This is a genomic window from Janibacter alkaliphilus (genome assembly GCF_013408565.1).
GTDB lineage: Bacteria > Actinomycetota > Actinomycetes > Actinomycetales > Dermatophilaceae > Janibacter > Janibacter alkaliphilus.
This window is the reverse complement of the sequence record NZ_JACBZX010000001.1, coordinates 2,889,937-2,906,890: the sequence shown is the minus strand read 5'-3', so window position 1 is coordinate 2,906,890 and position 16,954 is coordinate 2,889,937. Positions and strand designations below refer to the sequence as shown.

Here is a 16,954-nt window from a genome sequence, read left to right as displayed (position 1 = left end):
TCCTGGTCGGTGTCCTGGCTCAGGCGCGGTCCAGCACCGTGCAGACGCACGCCTTGTTGCCCTCGGCGTCCGCGAGCACCGTGAAGGAGGGGGCGTGGCTGTCGTCGACCACCTGTCCACCGGCCTTCGTCGCCGCGGTGATCCGGGCGGGGGCCACGTCCGGGGCCACCCACACGTCGAGGTGGAAGCGCTGGCGCGGCTCCTCGTGCGCCTGCGTGCCCTGCAGCCACAGCAGCGGCACCCGACCGCTGGGGTCGACGACGTCGTCGCCGTCGACGTTGCCCGCGTCACCGGTGAGCACGGCCGCCCAGAAGGGGGCCACGGCCTCCCGGTCCGCGGTGTCCAGGGCCAGCTCCAGCACGGTGGGAGCGGCCGGGTCGGCGCTCACCCCCTGGTCGGCGGCGATGCCGCTGATCGTGCGGGCCAGGTCGACGTCGCGCTCGGTGAGCGCACCCACGTCGTGCGAGACCAGGCTCAGGTCGACGTGCGGATAGGTCAGGGTCACGTCCGGGTGATGGTTGGCCGCCTCTGCCGCCTCCGTGACCGCCTCGACGAGGCGCAGCCCGGCCACGAAGCTGCCGGTGGCGAAGCGGGCCCGCAGCGTGCCGGCCAGCGGCCGCCAGTCGTCCAGCCCGGCCTGCAGGATCTCCTGGGTGCTCAGCGTGCTCATGCCCTCCAGGCTGGCACACCGGCACCGATCCGGGAACCGGTCGCGCACCGGCGCGGGACCTCGGTCATGATGTCCCCAGCACCAGGGATGAGCAGGGAGGACGCATGAGCCAGGAGCGGTCGCCGGACGGCCCGCCGGCCCCGGACCAGCCCGGAGCCGGGCAGCCGGCCGACCCCCGGACGGGGGCGCGCGTGACGGGGGACGTCGACGTGCCGCCGCGGTCGCCGCGGCGCGGTGAGGCCACGGGGGCGGGGTCGACCCGCCGTCCCGGGGACGGCACGGACGCGGAGCGTGGGCCCCGGTCGGACCCGGGGGAGGGCGGGTCGCAGCGGCCCCCCTCGCCGGGGACCCACGACGCGGCTGCCGACGAAGACGCCTCGGCGGAGCTCTACCCGGCGGAGCTGCGCGACGGGCCGGCAGCGCCCGGTGCCTCCGCCGAGGATGAGGCCGAGCTCGACGAGGCCGGGGCCCAGGTGCCGCCGCTGGCCGGTCACGAGGACCTCACCAACCGCGGGGTGGATCGCAGCGTGGTCATCGGCGACGGGGTCGAGGCGCTCTCCCGGTGGTCGCTGCGCGGCATCATCATCGCGGTCGCGCTCGCCGGTCTGCTCTGGCTCCTGGGCCAGGTGTGGATCGGCGTGCTGCCGATCATCCTCGCGCTGATCGTCTCCACCGTGCTGTGGCCGCCGACCCGGTGGCTGCGCTCGAAGGGGGTCCCGGCCGGGCTGGCCTCGCTGCTGGTCATCCTGGGCGCCTTCGCCGTCTTCTTCGGGGTCATCGGCGCGATCACCCCGTCGCTGGTCGAGCAGTCCACCTCGCTGGCCCGGGCGGCCACCTCCGGGCTGAACGACCTGCAGAACCGGCTGGCCCGGCCCCCCTTCAACATCGACAGCCGGACCATCGACGACGCGGTGACCTCGATCGAGGACTTCATCGGCCAGCGCGGCGGCGACATCGCCACCGGCGTCTTCAGCGGGGTCAACATCCTCAGCAACGCGCTGGTGACCATCGCCCTGGTGCTCGTGCTCACCTTCTTCTTCCTCAAGGACGGGCCGCGCTTCCTGCCCTTCGTCCGCAAGATGGCCGGCCGCACCGCCGGGCGGCACCTCACCGAGGTCTCGGTGCGCGCCTGGAACACCCTCGGCGGCTTCATCCGGACCCAGGCGGTGGTCTCCGCCGTCGACGCCGTGCTCATCGGCTCCGGCCTGGTCATCATGCAGATCCCGCTGGCCTTCGCGCTGGCCGTGCTGACCTTCTTCGGCGGCTTCATCCCGATCGTCGGCGCCTTCGCCGTCGGTGCCCTGGCGGTGCTCGTGGCGCTGGTCTCCCAGGGGGTCACCAGCGCGCTCATCGTGCTGGCGATCATCATCGTCGTCCAGCAGGTCGAGGGGAACCTGCTGCAGCCCTTCCTGCAGGGACGCTCGATGCAGCTGCACGCCGGGGTGATCCTGCTCTCGGTGGCGGCCGGCAGCACCCTCTTCGGGGTGGTCGGCGCCTTCCTCGCGGTGCCCTTCGCCGCGGTGGCCGCGGTCGTGCTGCGCTACCTCAGCGAGCAGGTCGACCTGCGCACCGGCGACCTGCGGCCCGAGGACGTCGCGGTGGCCACGAAGGAGGGCGAGATCTCCGCCCAGCAGGGGCTGCTCGCCGGCGCCGGCTACTCCGCCCGGCACCACGCGACCACCCACGCCCAGGAGCAGGAGGACCACCGGGCGCAGGAGGATCCCTCCCTGTCCACCCGGGTCGGGGCGTCGCTGCGCGCCGCCCGGGACACCTGGGAGCGCCACCAGCGGGACCGGTGAGCGACGGGGGCCCGGTACCCCCTAGAGTGAGCCCCGACCGGCATCCTTTAACCGCTGTCCCGTGAGGCAGAGAAGGAGGTCTGCGGCACCGTGTGCCCCGACACCCCCACGCCCGAGCCCGCGCCCGCTGCGACGGGCGCCCCCGACCCCGAGAGCGGTCGCGAGGTGCTCACCGAGGACGACATCGCCCGGGCCCTGCGCCGGATCGCCCACGAGATCGTCGAGCGCAACAAGGGCGCCGCCGACGTCGTGCTGCTGGGCATCCCCAGCCGCGGCGTCGAGCTCGCCCGTCGGCTCGCCGAGCTGGTCTCGCAGATCGAGCAGCGCGAGGTCCGCGCCGGCTCCCTCGACGTCACCATGTACCGCGACGACCTGCGCGCCCAGCCCACCCGGGCGCCGGCCCAGACGCAGATCCCCGCGCCCGGCGTCGACGGCCGGGTCGTCGTGCTCGTCGACGACGTGCTCTACTCCGGCCGGACCGTGCGGGCGGCGCTGGACGCGCTCGCCGACTACGGCCGCCCGCGGGCGGTGCGCCTGGCCGTCCTCGTCGACCGCGGGCACCGCGAGCTGCCGGTGCGCGCCGACCACGTCGGCAAGAACCTGCCCACCGCGCACAGCGAGCGGGTGCGGGTGCGGCTCAGCGGCTTCGACCGGACCACCGACTCGGTGACGATCAGCGGGGGAGCGCGATGACCCGCCACCTGCTCTCGGTCGCCGACCTCGACGACGCCACCCTGCGCAGCGTGCTGGACACCGCCGGCGAGATGCACGAGGTGCAGCGCCGCGAGGTCAAGAAGATCCCCACCCTGCGCGGCCGCACCGTCATCAACCTCTTCTTCGAGGACTCCACCCGGACTCGGTCCTCCTTCGAGATCGCCGGCAAGTGGATGAGCGCGGACACGATCAACATCACCGGCAAGGGCTCCTCCACCTCCAAGGGCGAGTCGCTGCGGGACACCGCCCGCACCATCGCGGCGATGTCGGTGGACGCGATCGTCATGCGCCACCAGGCGTCCGGGGCGGCCCACCAGGTGGCCCGCTGGTTCGACGAGACCGGGACGCCGACGGTGGTCGTCAACGCCGGGGACGGCACCCACGAGCACCCCACCCAGGCGCTGCTGGACGCCTGGACGCTGGAGCAGCGGCTGGGCAGCCTGCAGGGGCGGCACGTGGCCATCGTCGGCGACGTCACGCACAGCCGGGTCTTCCGCTCCAACCTGCTCAGCCTGCCGCGGCTGGGCGCCCGGGTGACCGTGGTCGCCCCGCCGACCCTCATGCCCAGCGGGGCCACCTCCTGGGCCGAGGCGGACGGCTTCACGCTCAGCCACGACCTGGACGCGGTCATCGCCGGCGAGGTCGGCGGCACCCCGGACGCGCTGATGATGCTGCGGGTGCAGCGCGAGCGGATGTCCGGCGGCTACTTCCCGACGCCCCGCGAGTACACCGTCGGCTACGGGCTGACCCGGGACCGGCTGGCCGCCTACACCGCTGCCGCCCCGGACGGCGTGATCTGCCACCCCGGCCCGATGAACCGTGGCCTGGAGATCGCCGCCGACGCGGCCGACGCCGCCAGCAGCCTGGTGCTGGACCAGGTGAGCGCGGGGGTGGCGGTGCGGATGTCCGTCCTCTACCACCTGCTGGCCGGCGAAGGGAGCGCGGCATGACCCCGACGAGCCCCTGGGAGGGCGCCCCCGCGACCGCACCGCGCGCCACCGCCGCGACCACCGGACAGGCCGGTGCCGCCGGGCCGGCGCCGGCGCTGCTCGTCACCGGCGCCTCGCTGCTGGGCGAGCGCACCGTGGACCTGCTCGTCGAGGACGGCCGCGTCGCCCGCCTCCAGGACGCCGGCACCCTGAGCGCGCCCGCCGGGGCAACCGTCCTGGACGCCGCGGGCCAGGTGCTGCTGCCCGGCCTGGTCGACCTGCACACCCACCTGCGCGAGCCCGGCCGCGAGGACGCCGAGACCATCGCCACCGGCTCGGCCGCGGCCGCCGCCGGCGGCTACACCGCCGTGCTCGCCATGGCCAACACAGCGCCGGTCACCGACACCGCCGAGGCGGCCGAGCGGGTGCTCGACCTCGGCCGCGCCGCCGGCCTGGTCGACGTCCAGCCGATCGGTGCGGTCACCAAGGGCCTGGACGGCGCCGAGCTCGCCGAGCTCGGGCTGATGCGCCGCTCCCGGGCCGCGGTGCGGGTCTTCTCCGACGACGGGCGCTGCGTCGCCGACGGCCGGGTGATGCGCCGGGCGCTGGAGTACGTGCGCGCCTTCGGCGGGGTGGTCAGCCAGCACGCCCAGGACCCCGACCTGGCCGGGCCCGGCGCCTGCTGCCACGAGGGGGAGCTCTCCGGCCGGCTCGGGCTGCCCGGCTGGCCGGCCGCCGCCGAGGCGAGCATCATCGCCCGGGACGCCGAGCTGGCCCGGCTCACCGGCAGCCGGGTGCACGTCGCCCACGTCACCACCGCCGAGGGGCTGGCCGCGGTGCGCGCCGCCAAGGCCCGCGGCACCGACCTCACCTGCGAGGTCACCCCGCACCACCTCATGCTCACCACCGACCTGCTCACCGGCTACGACCCGGTCTACAAGGTCAACCCGCCGCTGCGGCCCGAGGCCGACGCGCGGGCGCTGCGCGAGGCGCTGGCCGACGGGACCATCGACGCGGTCGCCACCGACCACGCCCCGCACGCCCGGCACGACAAGGAGCACGCCTTCGTCGACGCCGCCTTCGGCATGACCGGGCTGGAGACCGCCCTCGCGGTGGTCGCCGAGACCATGGTCACCACCGGCCTGCTCGACTGGGCCGGCGTCGCCCGGGTCATGTCCACCACCCCGGCGGCGATCGCCGGGCTGGCCGACCACGGCCGGGTCGAGGTCGGCGCACCGGCCAACCTCGTGCTGCTCGACCCGGCCGCGAGTACGACGGTGGACCGCGAGCGCAGCCACAGCCTGGCGCGGAACACCCCCTTCCACGGCCGTACCCTCACCGGGGCCGTGCGCAGCACCGTGCTGCGCGGACGGCTCACCGCGACCACCCCCGAGACCAGCGAGACCCCCGAGGTGCACCCATGCTGAACCAGCGTCCGCCCGCCGTCCTCGTCCTCGAGGACGGGCGCAGCTTCCGCGGGCAGGCCTACGGCGCGGTCGGCGAGACCGTCGGCGAGGCCGTCTTCTCCACCGGCATGACCGGCTACCAGGAGACGCTCACCGACCCCAGCTACCACCGCCAGGTGGTCGTCATGACCGCCCCGCACGTCGGCAACACCGGCTGGAACGACGAGGACGACGAGTCCGGTCGCATCTGGGTCAGCGGGTACGTCGTGCGTGACCCCGCGGTGCGGCCCAGCAGCTGGCGGGCCACCCGCTCGCTGGAGGACGCCCTCACCGAGCAGGGCGTCGTCGGGATCAGCGGCATCGACACCCGGGCGCTGACCCGGCACCTGCGCGAGCGCGGGGCGATGCGGGTCGGCATCTTCTCCGGGGACGTCCTCGGCGACGGCCCGGAGGTCGACCACGCCCGCCTGCTGCAGACCGTGCGGGCCGCCCCGCCGATGGTCGGCGCCGAGCTGGCCGCCGAGGTCAGCACCGACGAGGGCTACGTGGTGCCCGCGGTGGGGGAGAAGCGCTTCACCGTCGCCGCGGTCGACCTCGGGATCAAGACGATGACCCCGGTGATGATGGCCGAGCGCGGCATCGAGGTGCACGTGCTCCCGGCCACCGCCACCCTGCAGGACGTGCTCGCCGTCCCCGGCAGCACCCGCGAGCACGGCCCGGACGGGCTCTTCTTCTCCAACGGCCCCGGCGACCCGGAGACCGCCGAGGGGCCGGTGGCGCTGCTGCGCGGCGCCCTCGAGGCCGGCATCCCCTACTTCGGGATCTGCTTCGGCAACCAGCTGCTGGGCCGAGCGCTGGGCTTCGGCACGTACAAGCTGCGCTACGGCCACCGCGGGATCAACCAGCCGGTGATGGACCGCTCCACCGGCACCGTCGAGGTCACCGCGCACAACCACGGCTTCGCCGTGGACGCCCCGCTGGACCGGGCGAGCGAGACCCCCTTCGGCAGCGCCACGGTCAGCCACGTCTGCCTCAACGACGACGTCGTCGAGGGTCTCGAGCTGCGCGCCGCCGGCGGGACCGACGGGCAGCCGGGGGCGCTGCGCGCCTTCTCCGTGCAGTACCACCCCGAGGCCGCGGCCGGCCCGCACGACGCCGCCTACCTCTTCGATCGCTTCGTCGAGCTCCTCTCCTCCTCCGACCGGAAGGCCCACGCCTGACATGCCCAAGCGCGACGACATCAGCAGCGTCCTCGTCATCGGCTCCGGCCCGATCGTCATCGGCCAGGCCTGCGAGTTCGACTACTCCGGCACCCAGGCCTGCCGGGTGCTGCGCGAGGAGGGCATCCGCGTCGTCCTGGTCAACTCCAACCCGGCGACGATCATGACCGACCCCGAGTTCGCCGACGCCACCTACGTCGAGCCGATCACCCCCGAGGTCGTCGAGAAGATCATCGAGCGGGAGCGCCCCGACGCGGTGCTGGCCACCCTCGGCGGGCAGACCGCGCTGAACACCGCGATCAGCCTGCACGAGGCCGGCGTGCTGGAGAAGTACGACTGCCCGCTCATCGGCGCCAACGTCGAGGCGATCGAGCTCGGCGAGGACCGGGAGCGCTTCAAGGGGGTCGTCGAGCGGGTTGGCGGCGAGTCCGCGCGCAGCCGGATCTGCAACTCCATGGACGAGGTGCTCTCCGCCGCCGACGACCTCGGCTACCCGGTGGTCGTGCGCCCCTCCTTCACCATGGGCGGCCTCGGCTCCGGCTTCGCCTTCGACGAGACCGACCTGCGCCGGATCGCCGGCGCCGGGCTGCAGTACAGCCCGACCACCGAGGTGCTCCTCGAGGAGTCCATCCTCGGCTGGAAGGAGTACGAGCTGGAGGTGATGCGCGACAACGCCGACAACGTCGTCGTGGTCTGCTCCATCGAGAACCTCGACCCGATGGGGGTGCACACCGGCGACTCGATCACCGTCGCCCCGGCGCTGACCCTCACCGACCGCGAGTACCAGCGGATGCGCGACATCGGCATCGCGGTCATCCGCGAGGTCGGCGTCGACACCGGCGGCTGCAACATCCAGTTCGCGGTCAACCCCGAGGACGGCCGGATCATCGTCATCGAGATGAACCCGCGGGTCTCCCGCTCCTCGGCGCTGGCCAGCAAGGCGACCGGCTTCCCGATCGCCAAGATCGCCGCCAAGATGGCCATCGGCTACACCCTCGACGAGGTGCCCAACGACATCACCGCCGAGACCCCCGCCTCCTTCGAGCCGACCCTGGACTACGTCGTCGTCAAGGTGCCCCGGTTCGCCTTCGAGAAGTTCCCGGCGGCCGATCCGACGCTGACCACGACGATGAAGTCGGTCGGCGAGGCGATGGCCATCGGCCGCAGCTTCACCGAGGCCCTGCAGAAGGCGCTGCGCTCCGCGGAGCGGCCGGACGCCCCCTTCCACTGGGACGGCGACCAGCCCACCCTGGAGACCGCCCGCAGCCTGCTGCAGCGGGCGGTCACCCCCACCGACGGCCGCCTGGTGCTGGTGCAGCAGGCGATGCGCGGCGGCTGCAGCGTCGAGGAGGTGCACGAGGCGACGAAGATCGACCCCTGGTTCCTCGACCAGATGGCGCTGATCAACGACCTCGCCCAGCAGATCCACGACGCCGAGCGGCTCTCCCCGGACCTGCTCGCCCTGGCCAAGCGGCACGGCTTCTCCGACGCCCAGGTGGCCCGGCTGCGCCGGATGCCGGAGTCGGTGGTCCGTGGGGTGCGGCACGCCCTCGGGGTGCGCCCGGTCTACAAGACCGTGGACACCTGCGCCGCCGAGTTCGCCGCCCGCACGCCCTACTACTACTCGGCCTACGACGAGGAGAGCGAGGTCGAGCCGCGCGAGCGGGAGGCCGTCATCATCCTCGGCTCCGGGCCGAACCGGATCGGCCAGGGCGTGGAGTTCGACTACTCCTGCGTGCACGCCAGCTTCGCGCTGCGCGCCGCCGGCTACGACACGGTGATGGTCAACTGCAACCCGGAGACCGTCTCCACCGACTACGACACCTCCAGCCGGCTGTACTTCGAGCCGCTGACCCTCGAGGACGTCCTCGAGGTCATCCACGCCGAGACCGCGGCCGGCCCGGTGGCCGGGGTGATCGTCCAGCTCGGCGGGCAGACCCCGCTCGGCCTGGCCCAGGCGCTCAAGGACGAAGGGGTGCCGGTCGTCGGCACCTCCCCGGAGGCGATCGACCTCGCCGAGGACCGCGGCCACTTCGGCCGGGTGCTGGAGCAGGCCGGGCTCAACGCGCCCAAGCACGGCACCGCCTACAGCGCCGACGAGGCGGTGGCCATCGCCGGCGAGATCGGCTACCCGGTCCTGGTGCGCCCCAGCTACGTCCTCGGCGGCCGCGGCATGGAGATCGTCTACGAGGACGAGACCCTCTCCGACTACGTCACCCGGGCGGCGATCGCCAGCCCGGAGCACCCGATCCTCATCGACCGCTTCCTCGACGACGCCATCGAGATCGACGTCGACGCGCTCTACGACGGGCGGGAGATGTACCTCGGCGGGATCATGGAGCACATCGAGGAGGCCGGCATCCACTCCGGCGACTCCTCGTGCACCCTGCCCCCGGCCACCCTCGGCGAGACCGAGCTGCGCCGGGTCCGCGAGGCCACCCTGGCGCTGGCCGAGGGCATCGGGGTGCGCGGCCTGATGAACGTCCAGTACGCGCTCGCCCAGGACGTCCTCTACGTCCTCGAGGCCAACCCGCGGGCCAGCCGCACCGTGCCCTTCGTGGCCAAGGCCACCGGGGTGCCGCTGGCGAAGGCGGCCGCCCGGGTGATGCTCGGGGCGAGCGTGGGCGAGCTGCGCGCCGAGGGCCTGCTGCCGGCCGACGGCGACGGCTCGATGCTGCCGGCGCACGCGCCGATGTCCGTCAAGGAGGCGGTGCTGCCCTTCCGCCGCTTCCGCACCGCCGAGGGCGAGATCGTCGACAGCCTGCTCGGGCCGGAGATGCGCAGCACCGGCGAGGTGATGGGCATCGACGCCGACTTCGGCTCCGCCTTCGCCAAGAGCCAGCTGGGCACCCTCAGCAGCGGGCTGCCGTCCTCGGGCACCGTCTTCGTCTCGGTCGCCAACCGGGACAAGCGCGCGATGATCTTCCCGATCAAGCGGCTGGCCGACCTCGGCTTCGACATCGCCGCGACCCAGGGCACCGCCGACGTGCTGCGCCGCAACGGGATCGAGTGCGAGCTCGTGGCCAAGCAGCACGAGCACGCCGAGGGCGAGACGACCATCGTCGACCGGATCCTCGCCGGCGACATCGCCATGGTCTTCAACACCCCCTCGGGGCAGTACGCCCGCGCCGACGGCTACGCCATCCGGGCGGCCACCACCGCCATGGACAAGCCGATCGTCACCACCGTCCAGCAGCTCGGCGCCGCGGTGCAGGCCGTCGAGGCCCGGCTGCGCGGCGAGCTGTCGGTCAAGCCGCTGCAGGAGCACGCCGCCGACCTCGACCTCTACGGGACGGGCCGATGACCCAGCCCCACCCCGGAGCACCGGGCGGCCCTCTCGCCGGCGCGCACGGTGCTGGCGAGCGGGGCGCCCGCATCGTGGCCGCCCGCGAGGGCGCCGGGCTGGTGCAGGTGGTCGCCGAGGTCGTGGCCAACGAGCCGGCCGGGGCCTACCGGCACCTGACCCTGGCCACCCCCGGGCTGGCCGAGCTCGCCCGGCCCGGGCAGTTCGTCGCCGTCGCGGTCGGGGACGGGGCCACCGGCTCGATGCTGCTGCGCCGCAGCTTCTCCATCCACCGGGTCAGCCCGGCCGGGAGCTACGGGGCGACCACCGAGGTGGTCGTCGCCGCCCACGGACCCGGGACGCAGGCGATCACCGCGCTCGGCCCGGGCAGCACCCTGGACGTGCTCGGTCCGCTCGGCCGCGGCTTCCCGATGCCCACCGAGCCGGTGCCCTGCGTGCTCGTCGGCGGCGGCTACGGCGCCGCGCCGCTGGCCTGGCTCGCCGAGCGGCTGCGCGAGCGCGGCTGCCCGGTGGAGATCGTCCTCGGCGCCGCCGACGCCGACCGGCTCTTCGGGGTGGTCGGCGCCCGTCGCGTGGCGGACGCGGTGACGGTGACCACCGACGACGGCTCGGCCGGCACCCGCGGCTGGGTCTCCGACGTGCTGCCGGAGGTCATCGCCCGCACCGGGGCCGGGGTGCTCTACGGCTGCGGCCCGATGGGCATGCTGCGGTCGCTGGCCGAGATCGCCGACGCGCACGGCATCGTCGCCCAGGTCGCCGTCGAGGAGGCGATGGCCTGCGGCGTCGGGATCTGCATGACCTGCGTCATGCCGGTGATCGGCCGGGACGGGGTCACCCGGATGACCCGCAGCTGCCTGGAGGGGCCGGTCTTCCGCGGCGACCGGGTGCGCTGGGACGCCTTCGCCGACGGCTACTGCGACGTCCCCGAGGGCACCCTCGGCGCTCCCGCGGCGGCCCGGCGATGAGCGGGCCCGCGCAGGCCGTGACGGACCGGCCGGTGGACATGTCGGTCGACCTGGCCGGGGTGCGGCTGCGCAACCCGATGATGACCGCCAGCGGCTGCGCCGCCAACGGTCGGGAGATGCACCGGCTCATCGACGTGTCCGGGCTCGGCGCCTTCGTGACGAAGTCGGTCAAGGCGCAGCCCGCCTCGGGCCGGGGCACCCCGCGGATGGCCGAGACCCCGTCCGGGATGCTCAACGCCATCGGGCTGCAGGGCCCCGGGGTGGAGGCCTTCGTCGCGGAGGACCTGGCCTGGCTGCACTCGATCGGCGCCCGGGTCGTCGTCTCGGTCGCCGGCTCGACCGCCTCCGAGTTCGCGGCGGTGGCCCGGGCGGTGATGCGCAGCCGGTACGCCCCGTGCGTGGCCGCGATCGAGGTGAACATCTCCTGCCCCAACGTCGCCAACCGCGGCCTCGTCTTCGCCTGCGACCCGGACGGTGCGCACAAGGTGATCACCCTGGTCCGCGAGGAGGTGCCCCGGGGGACCCCGATGCTGGCCAAGCTCAGCCCGGACGTCACCGACATCGTCGAGATCGCCGACGTCGTGCTCTCCGCGGGCGCGCACGGGCTGACCATGATCAACACCACCCTCGGCGTGGCCATCGACACCGAGCGGCTGCGACCGCACCTCTACGCGGCCACCGGCGGGCTGTCCGGGCCGGCGATCCGGCCCACCGCGGTGCGCGCCATCTGGCAGGTGTCCGCGGCGATGCGGGCCGGCCGGCTGCGCACCGCACCGATCGTCGGCGTCGGCGGCGTACGCACCGGGCGGGACGCGCTCGAGCTCGTCGCCGCCGGGGCCAGCGCGGTCCAGGTGGGCACGGCCGCCTTCCACGACCCGACCGCGCCGCAGCGGGTGGGTGAGGAGCTCGCCGGGCTGATCGCCGGGCACGGCTTCGAGCGCCTCGCCGACGTCGTCGGCATCGCCCACGACCGCTACCCGAGAGGCTGACCGTGACGGCACCCGACCCCGCCCCGGACCCGGCCGCAGGCCCCGGACCGGTCCCCTTCGGCCGTCGGCTGCGCGCCGCCATGGATGCCCACGGCCCGCTCTGCGTCGGCATCGACCCGCACCGCGCGCTGCTGCAGAGCTGGGGCCTGACGCCCGGCCTGGACGGGCTGCGGGCCTTCACCGAGACCTGCGTCACCGCCTTCGCCGGACGGGTGGCCGCGGTCAAGCCGCAGTCCGCCTTCTACGAGGTCCACGGGGCGGCCGGCGTCGCCGTCCTCGAGGAGGCCCTGGCGGCGCTGCGGGCGGCCGGGACGCTGAGCATCCTGGACGTCAAGCGCGGCGACATCGGCACCACCGTCGAGGCCTACGCGCACGCCTCGCTCGCCCCGGACGCCCCCGGGGCCGCGGACGCGGTGACGATGTCCCCCTACCTCGGCTACGGGGCGCTGCGACCGGCGATCGACCTGGCCCAGGAGACCGGGCGCGGGGTCTTCGTGCTCGCCCTCACCTCCAACCCGGAGGGCGCGCAGGTGCAGCACGCCCGGCTCCCGGACGGCCGCAGCGTGGCCGGGGCGGTCGCCGACGCGGCCGGGGAGGACAACGCGCCGGCGCGGGCCCGCGGGGAGCTGGGCAGCATCGGGCTGGTCGTCGGCGCCACGGTCGGCGACGCCGTGCAGCGGCTCGGGATCGACCTGGCCGCCTCCGGCGGACCGCTGCTGGCCCCGGGGCTGGGCGCCCAGGGGGCCACCGCGGACGACGTGCGGCGGGTCTTCGGTGATGCGCTGGGCCAGGTGCTCGCCGCCAGCAGCCGGGACGTGCTGCGGGCCGGCCCGGACCGGGCCGCGCTGGGCGCACGGGCCGAGCAGGTGGCCGCCGAGGTGGACCGGATGATCGCCCCTGGCGCGCTGGACTAGGGTGCTGGGACACTGATCAGATACCGGGCGAAGGCCGTCCGGCAGGCCGGGACCCCGGAGGCGAGAGAACCGTGGCACTACCTCCACTCACAGCGGACCAGCGCGCCGACGCGCTGCTCAGGGCGGCCGCCGCCCGCCGCGAGCGGGCCGCGATCAAGCAGCGGCTGAAGCACTCGCAGGGCTCGATCGCCGAGGTGATCGCCGACCGCGAGACCAACGAGGCGATCGCCAAGATGAAGGTGCTCGCCCTGGTCGAGTCGATGCCCGGCATCGGCCGGGTCAAGGCCGCCCAGGTCATGGACGACCTCGGCATCGCCCGCTCGCGCCGGGTGCGCGGGCTGGGCCAGCACCAGATCGCGGCGCTGGTCGCGAAGTTCGACCGGGCGTGACGCGGCGCCTGACCGTCCTCGCCGGACCCACCGCGGTCGGCAAGGGGACCGTCGCTGCCTGGGTGCGCGAGCACCATCCCGAGGTCTGGCTCAGCGTCTCGGCGACCACCCGGCCGCCGCGGCCGGGGGAGCAGGACGGGGTGCACTACCACTTCGTCAGCGGTGACCAGTTCGCCGACATGGTCCGCCGCGGCGAGATGCTGGAGTGGGCCGTGGTGCACGGGCGGGCCAGCTACGGCACCCCGCGGGCGGCGGTCGAGCAGGCCCTGGACCAGGGGCTGATGCCGCTGCTGGAGATCGACCTGCAGGGCGCCCGGCAGGTGCGGGCCAGCATGCCCGAGGCCTACTTCGTCTTCCTCGCGCCGCCGTCCTGGGACGAGCTGGTGCACCGGCTGGAGGGCCGGGGCACCGAGAGCGCGGAGGAGAGAGCGGTCCGTCTGGAGACCGCGAAGGTCGAGATGGCGGCCCAGGAGGAGTTCGACGCGGTGGTCGTCAACGACGACATTCGCCGTGCGGCCGAGGAGCTCGTATCATTGATGGGTTCCCACTGACCCCGACGCGAAGGACGCCTCTGTGTCCGGCACCCAGGCCAACCCCATCGGCATCACCAACCCGCCGATCGACGACCTCCTGACCAAGGCGGACAGCAAGTACGCCCTGGTGCTCTACAGCGCCAAGCGCGCCCGCCAGATCAACGCCTACTACGCCCAGCTGCAGGAGGGCCTGCTCGAGCACGTCGGCCCGCTGGTCGACGCCCAGGTCCACGAGAAGCCGCTGTCGATCTCGCTGCGCGAGATCAACGAGGGCCTGCTCACCCGGGAGGAGCGCCCCGAGGGCGTCCCGGCGGCGGCTCCGGTCGCCGCGTCGGCGCCGGAGGCCGTCCCGGCCGCCGAGCCGGACGTCGACGCCGCCGGCGACGACGCCTCCGCCTGAGCGCCGGACCCGGAGCCGACGCAGCGTGCGGATCGTCCTCGGTGTCACCGGCGGCATCGCCGCCTACAAGGCGGCGCTGCTGCTGCGGCTGCTGAGCGAGGCCGGGCACGAGGTCACCGTGGTGCCCACCGAGGCCGCGCTGCGCTTCGTCGGGGCACCCACCTGGGAGGCCCTGTCCTCGCGCCCGGTGCAGACCGACGTGTGGACCGGCATCACCGAGGTGCCGCACGTCCGGCTCGGCCAGCAGGCCGACCTGGTCGTCGTCGCCCCGGCCACCGCCGACCTGCTGGCGAAGGCGGCCCACGGGCTGGCCGGCGACCTGCTGACCAACGTGCTGCTCACCGCCCGCTGCCCGGTCGTGCTGGCCCCGGCCATGCACACCGAGATGTGGGAGCACCCGGCCACCCGCGCCAACGTGGCGCTGCTGCGCGAGCGCGGCGTGCACGTCGTCGAGCCCGCGGCCGGTCGCCTCACCGGCGCCGACACCGGTCCCGGGCGGCTGCCCGAGCCGGAGGTCATCAGAGACGCGGCGCTGGCCGCGGTGGCCGACGCTGGCGGGGAGCCAGCAGGCACCCCGGAGGCCGCACGCGGCACCTCGGCCAGCCCGGCCGGTGCCGCGGACGGGCCGGCGGGCCGCGCCGCTGACCTCGCCGGTCGTCGCGTGCTCGTCTCGGCCGGCGGCACCCGCGAGCCGCTGGACCCGGTGCGCTACCTCGGCAACCGCAGCTCCGGCAAGCAGGGCGTCGCCCTGGCCGCCGCAGCCGCCGACCGCGGCGCCGAGGTCACCCTGGTGGCCGCCAGCACCGACGTGCCCGCTCCCGTCGGGGTGGAGGTGGTGCGGGTCGAGACCGCCCTGGAGCTGCAGGCCGAGATGACCGCGCGCGCGCCGCAGGCGGACGTCGTGGTGATGGCCGCCGCCGTCGCCGACTTCCGTCCCGCGGAGTACGCGGACGCCAAGATCAAGAAGACCCACGACCCGGCCGACCCCGACGCCGCCCCGACGATCCGCCTGGTCCGCAACCCGGACATCCTCGCCGGCCTGGTGGCCGGTCGGGGTGCGGCGACGGCACCGTTGATCGTCGGCTTCGCCGCCGAGACCGGTGACGCGTCCGGGTCGGTGCTCGAGCACGGCCGCGCCAAGCTGGAGCGCAAGGGCTGCGACCTGCTCGTCGTCAACGAGGTCGGCGTCGGCAAGACCTTCGGCCAGGACACGAACATGGTGCACGTGCTCTCCCGCGACGGTGCCGCACCGGTCCCGGCCGGTCCCGCCTCGAAGCGGGAGATCGCCGACACGATCTGGGACGTCGTGGGTCCGCGGCTGGTCTCTGCCTAGACTGACGCGCGGACCGCGTCCGGTCCGGGCTGCGCGGCACCGCTGGCGCGCGTGACCGCCGGGGCGAGCACCGAGACCGCACGAGACATTCACCTCGCACGACACAGACGCACGACGACAGGAGCACTGCGTGTCCGGACGACTCTTCACCTCCGAGTCGGTGACCGAGGGTCACCCCGACAAGATCTGCGACCAGATCTCCGACACCATCCTCGACGCCATGCTGCGCGACGACCCCTACAGCCGGGTCGCCGTGGAGAGCATGGTGACCACGGGGCTGGTGCACGTCTCCGGGGAGGTCACCACGCAGACCTACGTCGAGATCCCGACGCTGATCCGCGACCTGGTCGCCGACAAGATCGGCTACGACAGCTCGGTGAAGGGCTTCGACGGCCGTTCCTGCGGCGTCTCGGTCTCCATCGGCAAGCAGAGCCCGGACATCGCCCAGGGCGTGGACACCGCCTTCGAGAACCGCACCGGCGGCATCGACCCCAAGGACAAGCAGGGCGCCGGTGACCAGGGCCTGATGTTCGGCTACGCCTGCGACGACACCCCCGAGCTGATGCCGCTGCCGATCTTCCTGGCGCACCGCCTCTCCGAGCGGCTGTCCACGGTCCGCAAGGACGGGACCCTGGACTACCTGCGTCCGGACGGCAAGACCCAGGTGACCATCGACTACGACGGCGACCGCGCGGTCCGGCTGGACACCGTGGTGCTCTCCACGCAGCACGCCGAGGAGATCACCCAGGAGCAGCTGGGCGTCGACATCGACACCCACGTCATCAAGCCGGTCGTGGCCGGGATCGCGGACGCGGTCCCCGGCGGCCTGGACACCGAGGGCTACCGCAACCTCATCAACCCGACCGGCAAGTTCGTCATCGGCGGCCCGATGGGCGACGCCGGCCTGACCGGCCGCAAGATCATCGTCGACACCTACGGCGGCATGGCCCGGCACGGTGGCGGCGCCTTCTCCGGCAAGGACCCCTCGAAGGTGGACCGCTCGGCCGCCTACGCCACCCGCTGGGTCGCCAAGAACGTCGTGGCCGCCGGTCTGGCCCGGCGCTGCGAGGTGCAGGTCGCCTACGCCATCGGCAAGGCGCAGCCGGTCGGCCTCTACATCGAGACCTTCGGCACCGAGACCGCCCCGGTGGAGAAGATCCAGAAGGCCGTCGAGCAGGTCTTCGACCTGCGGCCGCTGGCCATCGTCGAGGAGCTCGACCTGCTCCGTCCGATCTACGCCCCCGCGGCGGCCTACGGCCACTTCGGCCGCACCTCGGCGCCGGGCGTCGAGGGCGCCTTCCCGTGGGAGCAGCGCAACCGGGTCGAGGACCTGCAGCGCGCGGTGGCCGGCTGATCCGGCGCACCACGGCCGACACCTGACGTCGCCGG

At 74.1% G+C, this 16,954-nt stretch carries 14 protein-coding genes and 1 pseudogene; 14 read left to right on the top strand and 1 reads right to left on the bottom strand.

Features of this window, described 5'->3' with window-relative positions; translation table 11 throughout:
• Positions 1–19: 19 nt before the first annotated feature.
• Positions 20–670: a 4a-hydroxytetrahydrobiopterin dehydratase gene (locus BJY28_RS13805; RefSeq protein ID WP_179463516.1), complete on the bottom strand. Its 651-nt coding sequence runs from the start codon at positions 668–670 to the stop codon at positions 20–22.
• 104 nt (positions 671–774) lie between these two features.
• On the opposite strand from BJY28_RS13805, the gene BJY28_RS13800 reads away from it, so the two are divergent.
• The 14 genes and pseudogenes from BJY28_RS13800 to metK all read left to right on the top strand — a co-directional run bounded on the left by BJY28_RS13800 (position 775) and on the right by metK (position 16,919).
• Complete coding sequence (locus BJY28_RS13800) at positions 775–2,469, top strand: AI-2E family transporter (protein WP_179463515.1); 1,695 nt, start codon at positions 775–777, stop codon at positions 2,467–2,469.
• A 90-nt stretch (positions 2,470–2,559) separates the two neighbouring features.
• The gene (gene pyrR, locus BJY28_RS13795; protein WP_179463514.1) at positions 2,560–3,162 is read left to right on the top strand and encodes a bifunctional pyr operon transcriptional regulator/uracil phosphoribosyltransferase PyrR; all 603 of its coding nucleotides are present in this window, start codon (positions 2,560–2,562) and stop codon (positions 3,160–3,162) included.
• Positions 3,159–4,133, top strand: a complete 975-nt coding sequence (locus BJY28_RS13790; RefSeq protein WP_179463513.1) for an aspartate carbamoyltransferase catalytic subunit — start codon at positions 3,159–3,161, stop codon at positions 4,131–4,133. Before pyrR ends, BJY28_RS13790 begins: the two co-directional genes overlap by 4 nt.
• The gene (locus BJY28_RS13785; RefSeq protein ID WP_179463512.1) at positions 4,130–5,539 is read left to right on the top strand and encodes a dihydroorotase; all 1,410 of its coding nucleotides are present in this window, start codon (positions 4,130–4,132) and stop codon (positions 5,537–5,539) included. The genes BJY28_RS13790 and BJY28_RS13785 overlap by 4 nt, the downstream gene beginning before the upstream one ends.
• Positions 5,533–6,738: a glutamine-hydrolyzing carbamoyl-phosphate synthase small subunit gene (gene carA, locus BJY28_RS13780; RefSeq protein ID WP_179463511.1), complete on the top strand. Its 1,206-nt coding sequence runs from the start codon at positions 5,533–5,535 to the stop codon at positions 6,736–6,738. The genes BJY28_RS13785 and carA overlap by 7 nt, the downstream gene beginning before the upstream one ends.
• Before the next feature lies 1 nt (position 6,739).
• The gene (gene carB, locus BJY28_RS13775) at positions 6,740–10,042 is read left to right on the top strand and encodes a carbamoyl-phosphate synthase large subunit (RefSeq protein WP_179463510.1); all 3,303 of its coding nucleotides are present in this window, start codon (positions 6,740–6,742) and stop codon (positions 10,040–10,042) included.
• On the top strand, positions 10,039–11,007 hold the full coding sequence (locus BJY28_RS13770) for a dihydroorotate dehydrogenase electron transfer subunit (protein ID WP_179463509.1): 969 nt from the start codon (positions 10,039–10,041) through the stop codon (positions 11,005–11,007). Before carB ends, BJY28_RS13770 begins: the two co-directional genes overlap by 4 nt.
• Positions 11,004–11,996 carry a dihydroorotate dehydrogenase gene (locus BJY28_RS13765; RefSeq protein WP_179463508.1) on the top strand — a complete coding sequence of 331 codons (993 nt, stop codon included), beginning with the start codon at positions 11,004–11,006 and terminating at the stop codon, positions 11,994–11,996. Before BJY28_RS13770 ends, BJY28_RS13765 begins: the two co-directional genes overlap by 4 nt.
• Before the next feature lie 80 nt (positions 11,997–12,076).
• Positions 12,077–12,910 carry an orotidine-5'-phosphate decarboxylase gene (pyrF, locus tag BJY28_RS13760; RefSeq protein WP_179464159.1) on the top strand — a complete coding sequence of 278 codons (834 nt, stop codon included), beginning with the start codon at positions 12,077–12,079 and terminating at the stop codon, positions 12,908–12,910.
• Between the two features lie 71 nt (positions 12,911–12,981).
• Entirely contained in the window at positions 12,982–13,299 is a 318-nt protein-coding gene (gene mihF, locus BJY28_RS13755) for an integration host factor, actinobacterial type (RefSeq protein ID WP_179463507.1), read from the top strand.
• Positions 13,296–13,850: a guanylate kinase gene (gmk, locus tag BJY28_RS13750; protein WP_179463506.1), complete on the top strand. Its 555-nt coding sequence runs from the start codon at positions 13,296–13,298 to the stop codon at positions 13,848–13,850. Before mihF ends, gmk begins: the two co-directional genes overlap by 4 nt.
• Positions 13,851–13,872: 22 nt before the next feature.
• Positions 13,873–14,121, top strand: a pseudogene (rpoZ, locus tag BJY28_RS13745) (DNA-directed RNA polymerase subunit omega); the annotation flags it as partial.
• A 136-nt stretch (positions 14,122–14,257) separates the two neighbouring features.
• Positions 14,258–15,565: a phosphopantothenoylcysteine decarboxylase domain-containing protein gene (locus BJY28_RS13740; protein ID WP_179463505.1), complete on the top strand. Its 1,308-nt coding sequence runs from the start codon at positions 14,258–14,260 to the stop codon at positions 15,563–15,565.
• A gap of 130 nt (positions 15,566–15,695) precedes the next feature.
• Entirely contained in the window at positions 15,696–16,919 is a 1,224-nt protein-coding gene (metK, locus tag BJY28_RS13735; RefSeq protein ID WP_179463504.1) for a methionine adenosyltransferase, read from the top strand.
• The last annotated feature ends 35 nt before the right edge of the window (positions 16,920–16,954 follow it).

Excerpts from the sequence above, each read along its gene's own strand:
- pyrF (WP_179464159.1), top strand. The coding sequence starts at position 12,077 with ATGGATGCCCACGGCCCGCTCTGCGTCGGCATCGACCCGCACCGCGCG.
- BJY28_RS13785 (WP_179463512.1), top strand. The coding sequence starts at position 4,130 with ATGACCCCGACGAGCCCCTGGGAGGGCGCCCCCGCGACCGCACCGCGC.
- carA (WP_179463511.1), top strand. The coding sequence starts at position 5,533 with ATGCTGAACCAGCGTCCGCCCGCCGTCCTCGTCCTCGAGGACGGGCGC.
- BJY28_RS13770 (WP_179463509.1), top strand. The coding sequence starts at position 10,039 with ATGACCCAGCCCCACCCCGGAGCACCGGGCGGCCCTCTCGCCGGCGCG.
- carB (WP_179463510.1), top strand. The coding sequence starts at position 6,740 with ATGCCCAAGCGCGACGACATCAGCAGCGTCCTCGTCATCGGCTCCGGC.
- BJY28_RS13765 (WP_179463508.1), top strand. The coding sequence starts at position 11,004 with ATGAGCGGGCCCGCGCAGGCCGTGACGGACCGGCCGGTGGACATGTCG.
- BJY28_RS13800 (WP_179463515.1), top strand. The coding sequence starts at position 775 with ATGAGCCAGGAGCGGTCGCCGGACGGCCCGCCGGCCCCGGACCAGCCC.
- BJY28_RS13805 (WP_179463516.1), bottom strand. The coding sequence starts at position 670 with ATGAGCACGCTGAGCACCCAGGAGATCCTGCAGGCCGGGCTGGACGAC.
- BJY28_RS13790 (WP_179463513.1), top strand. The coding sequence starts at position 3,159 with ATGACCCGCCACCTGCTCTCGGTCGCCGACCTCGACGACGCCACCCTG.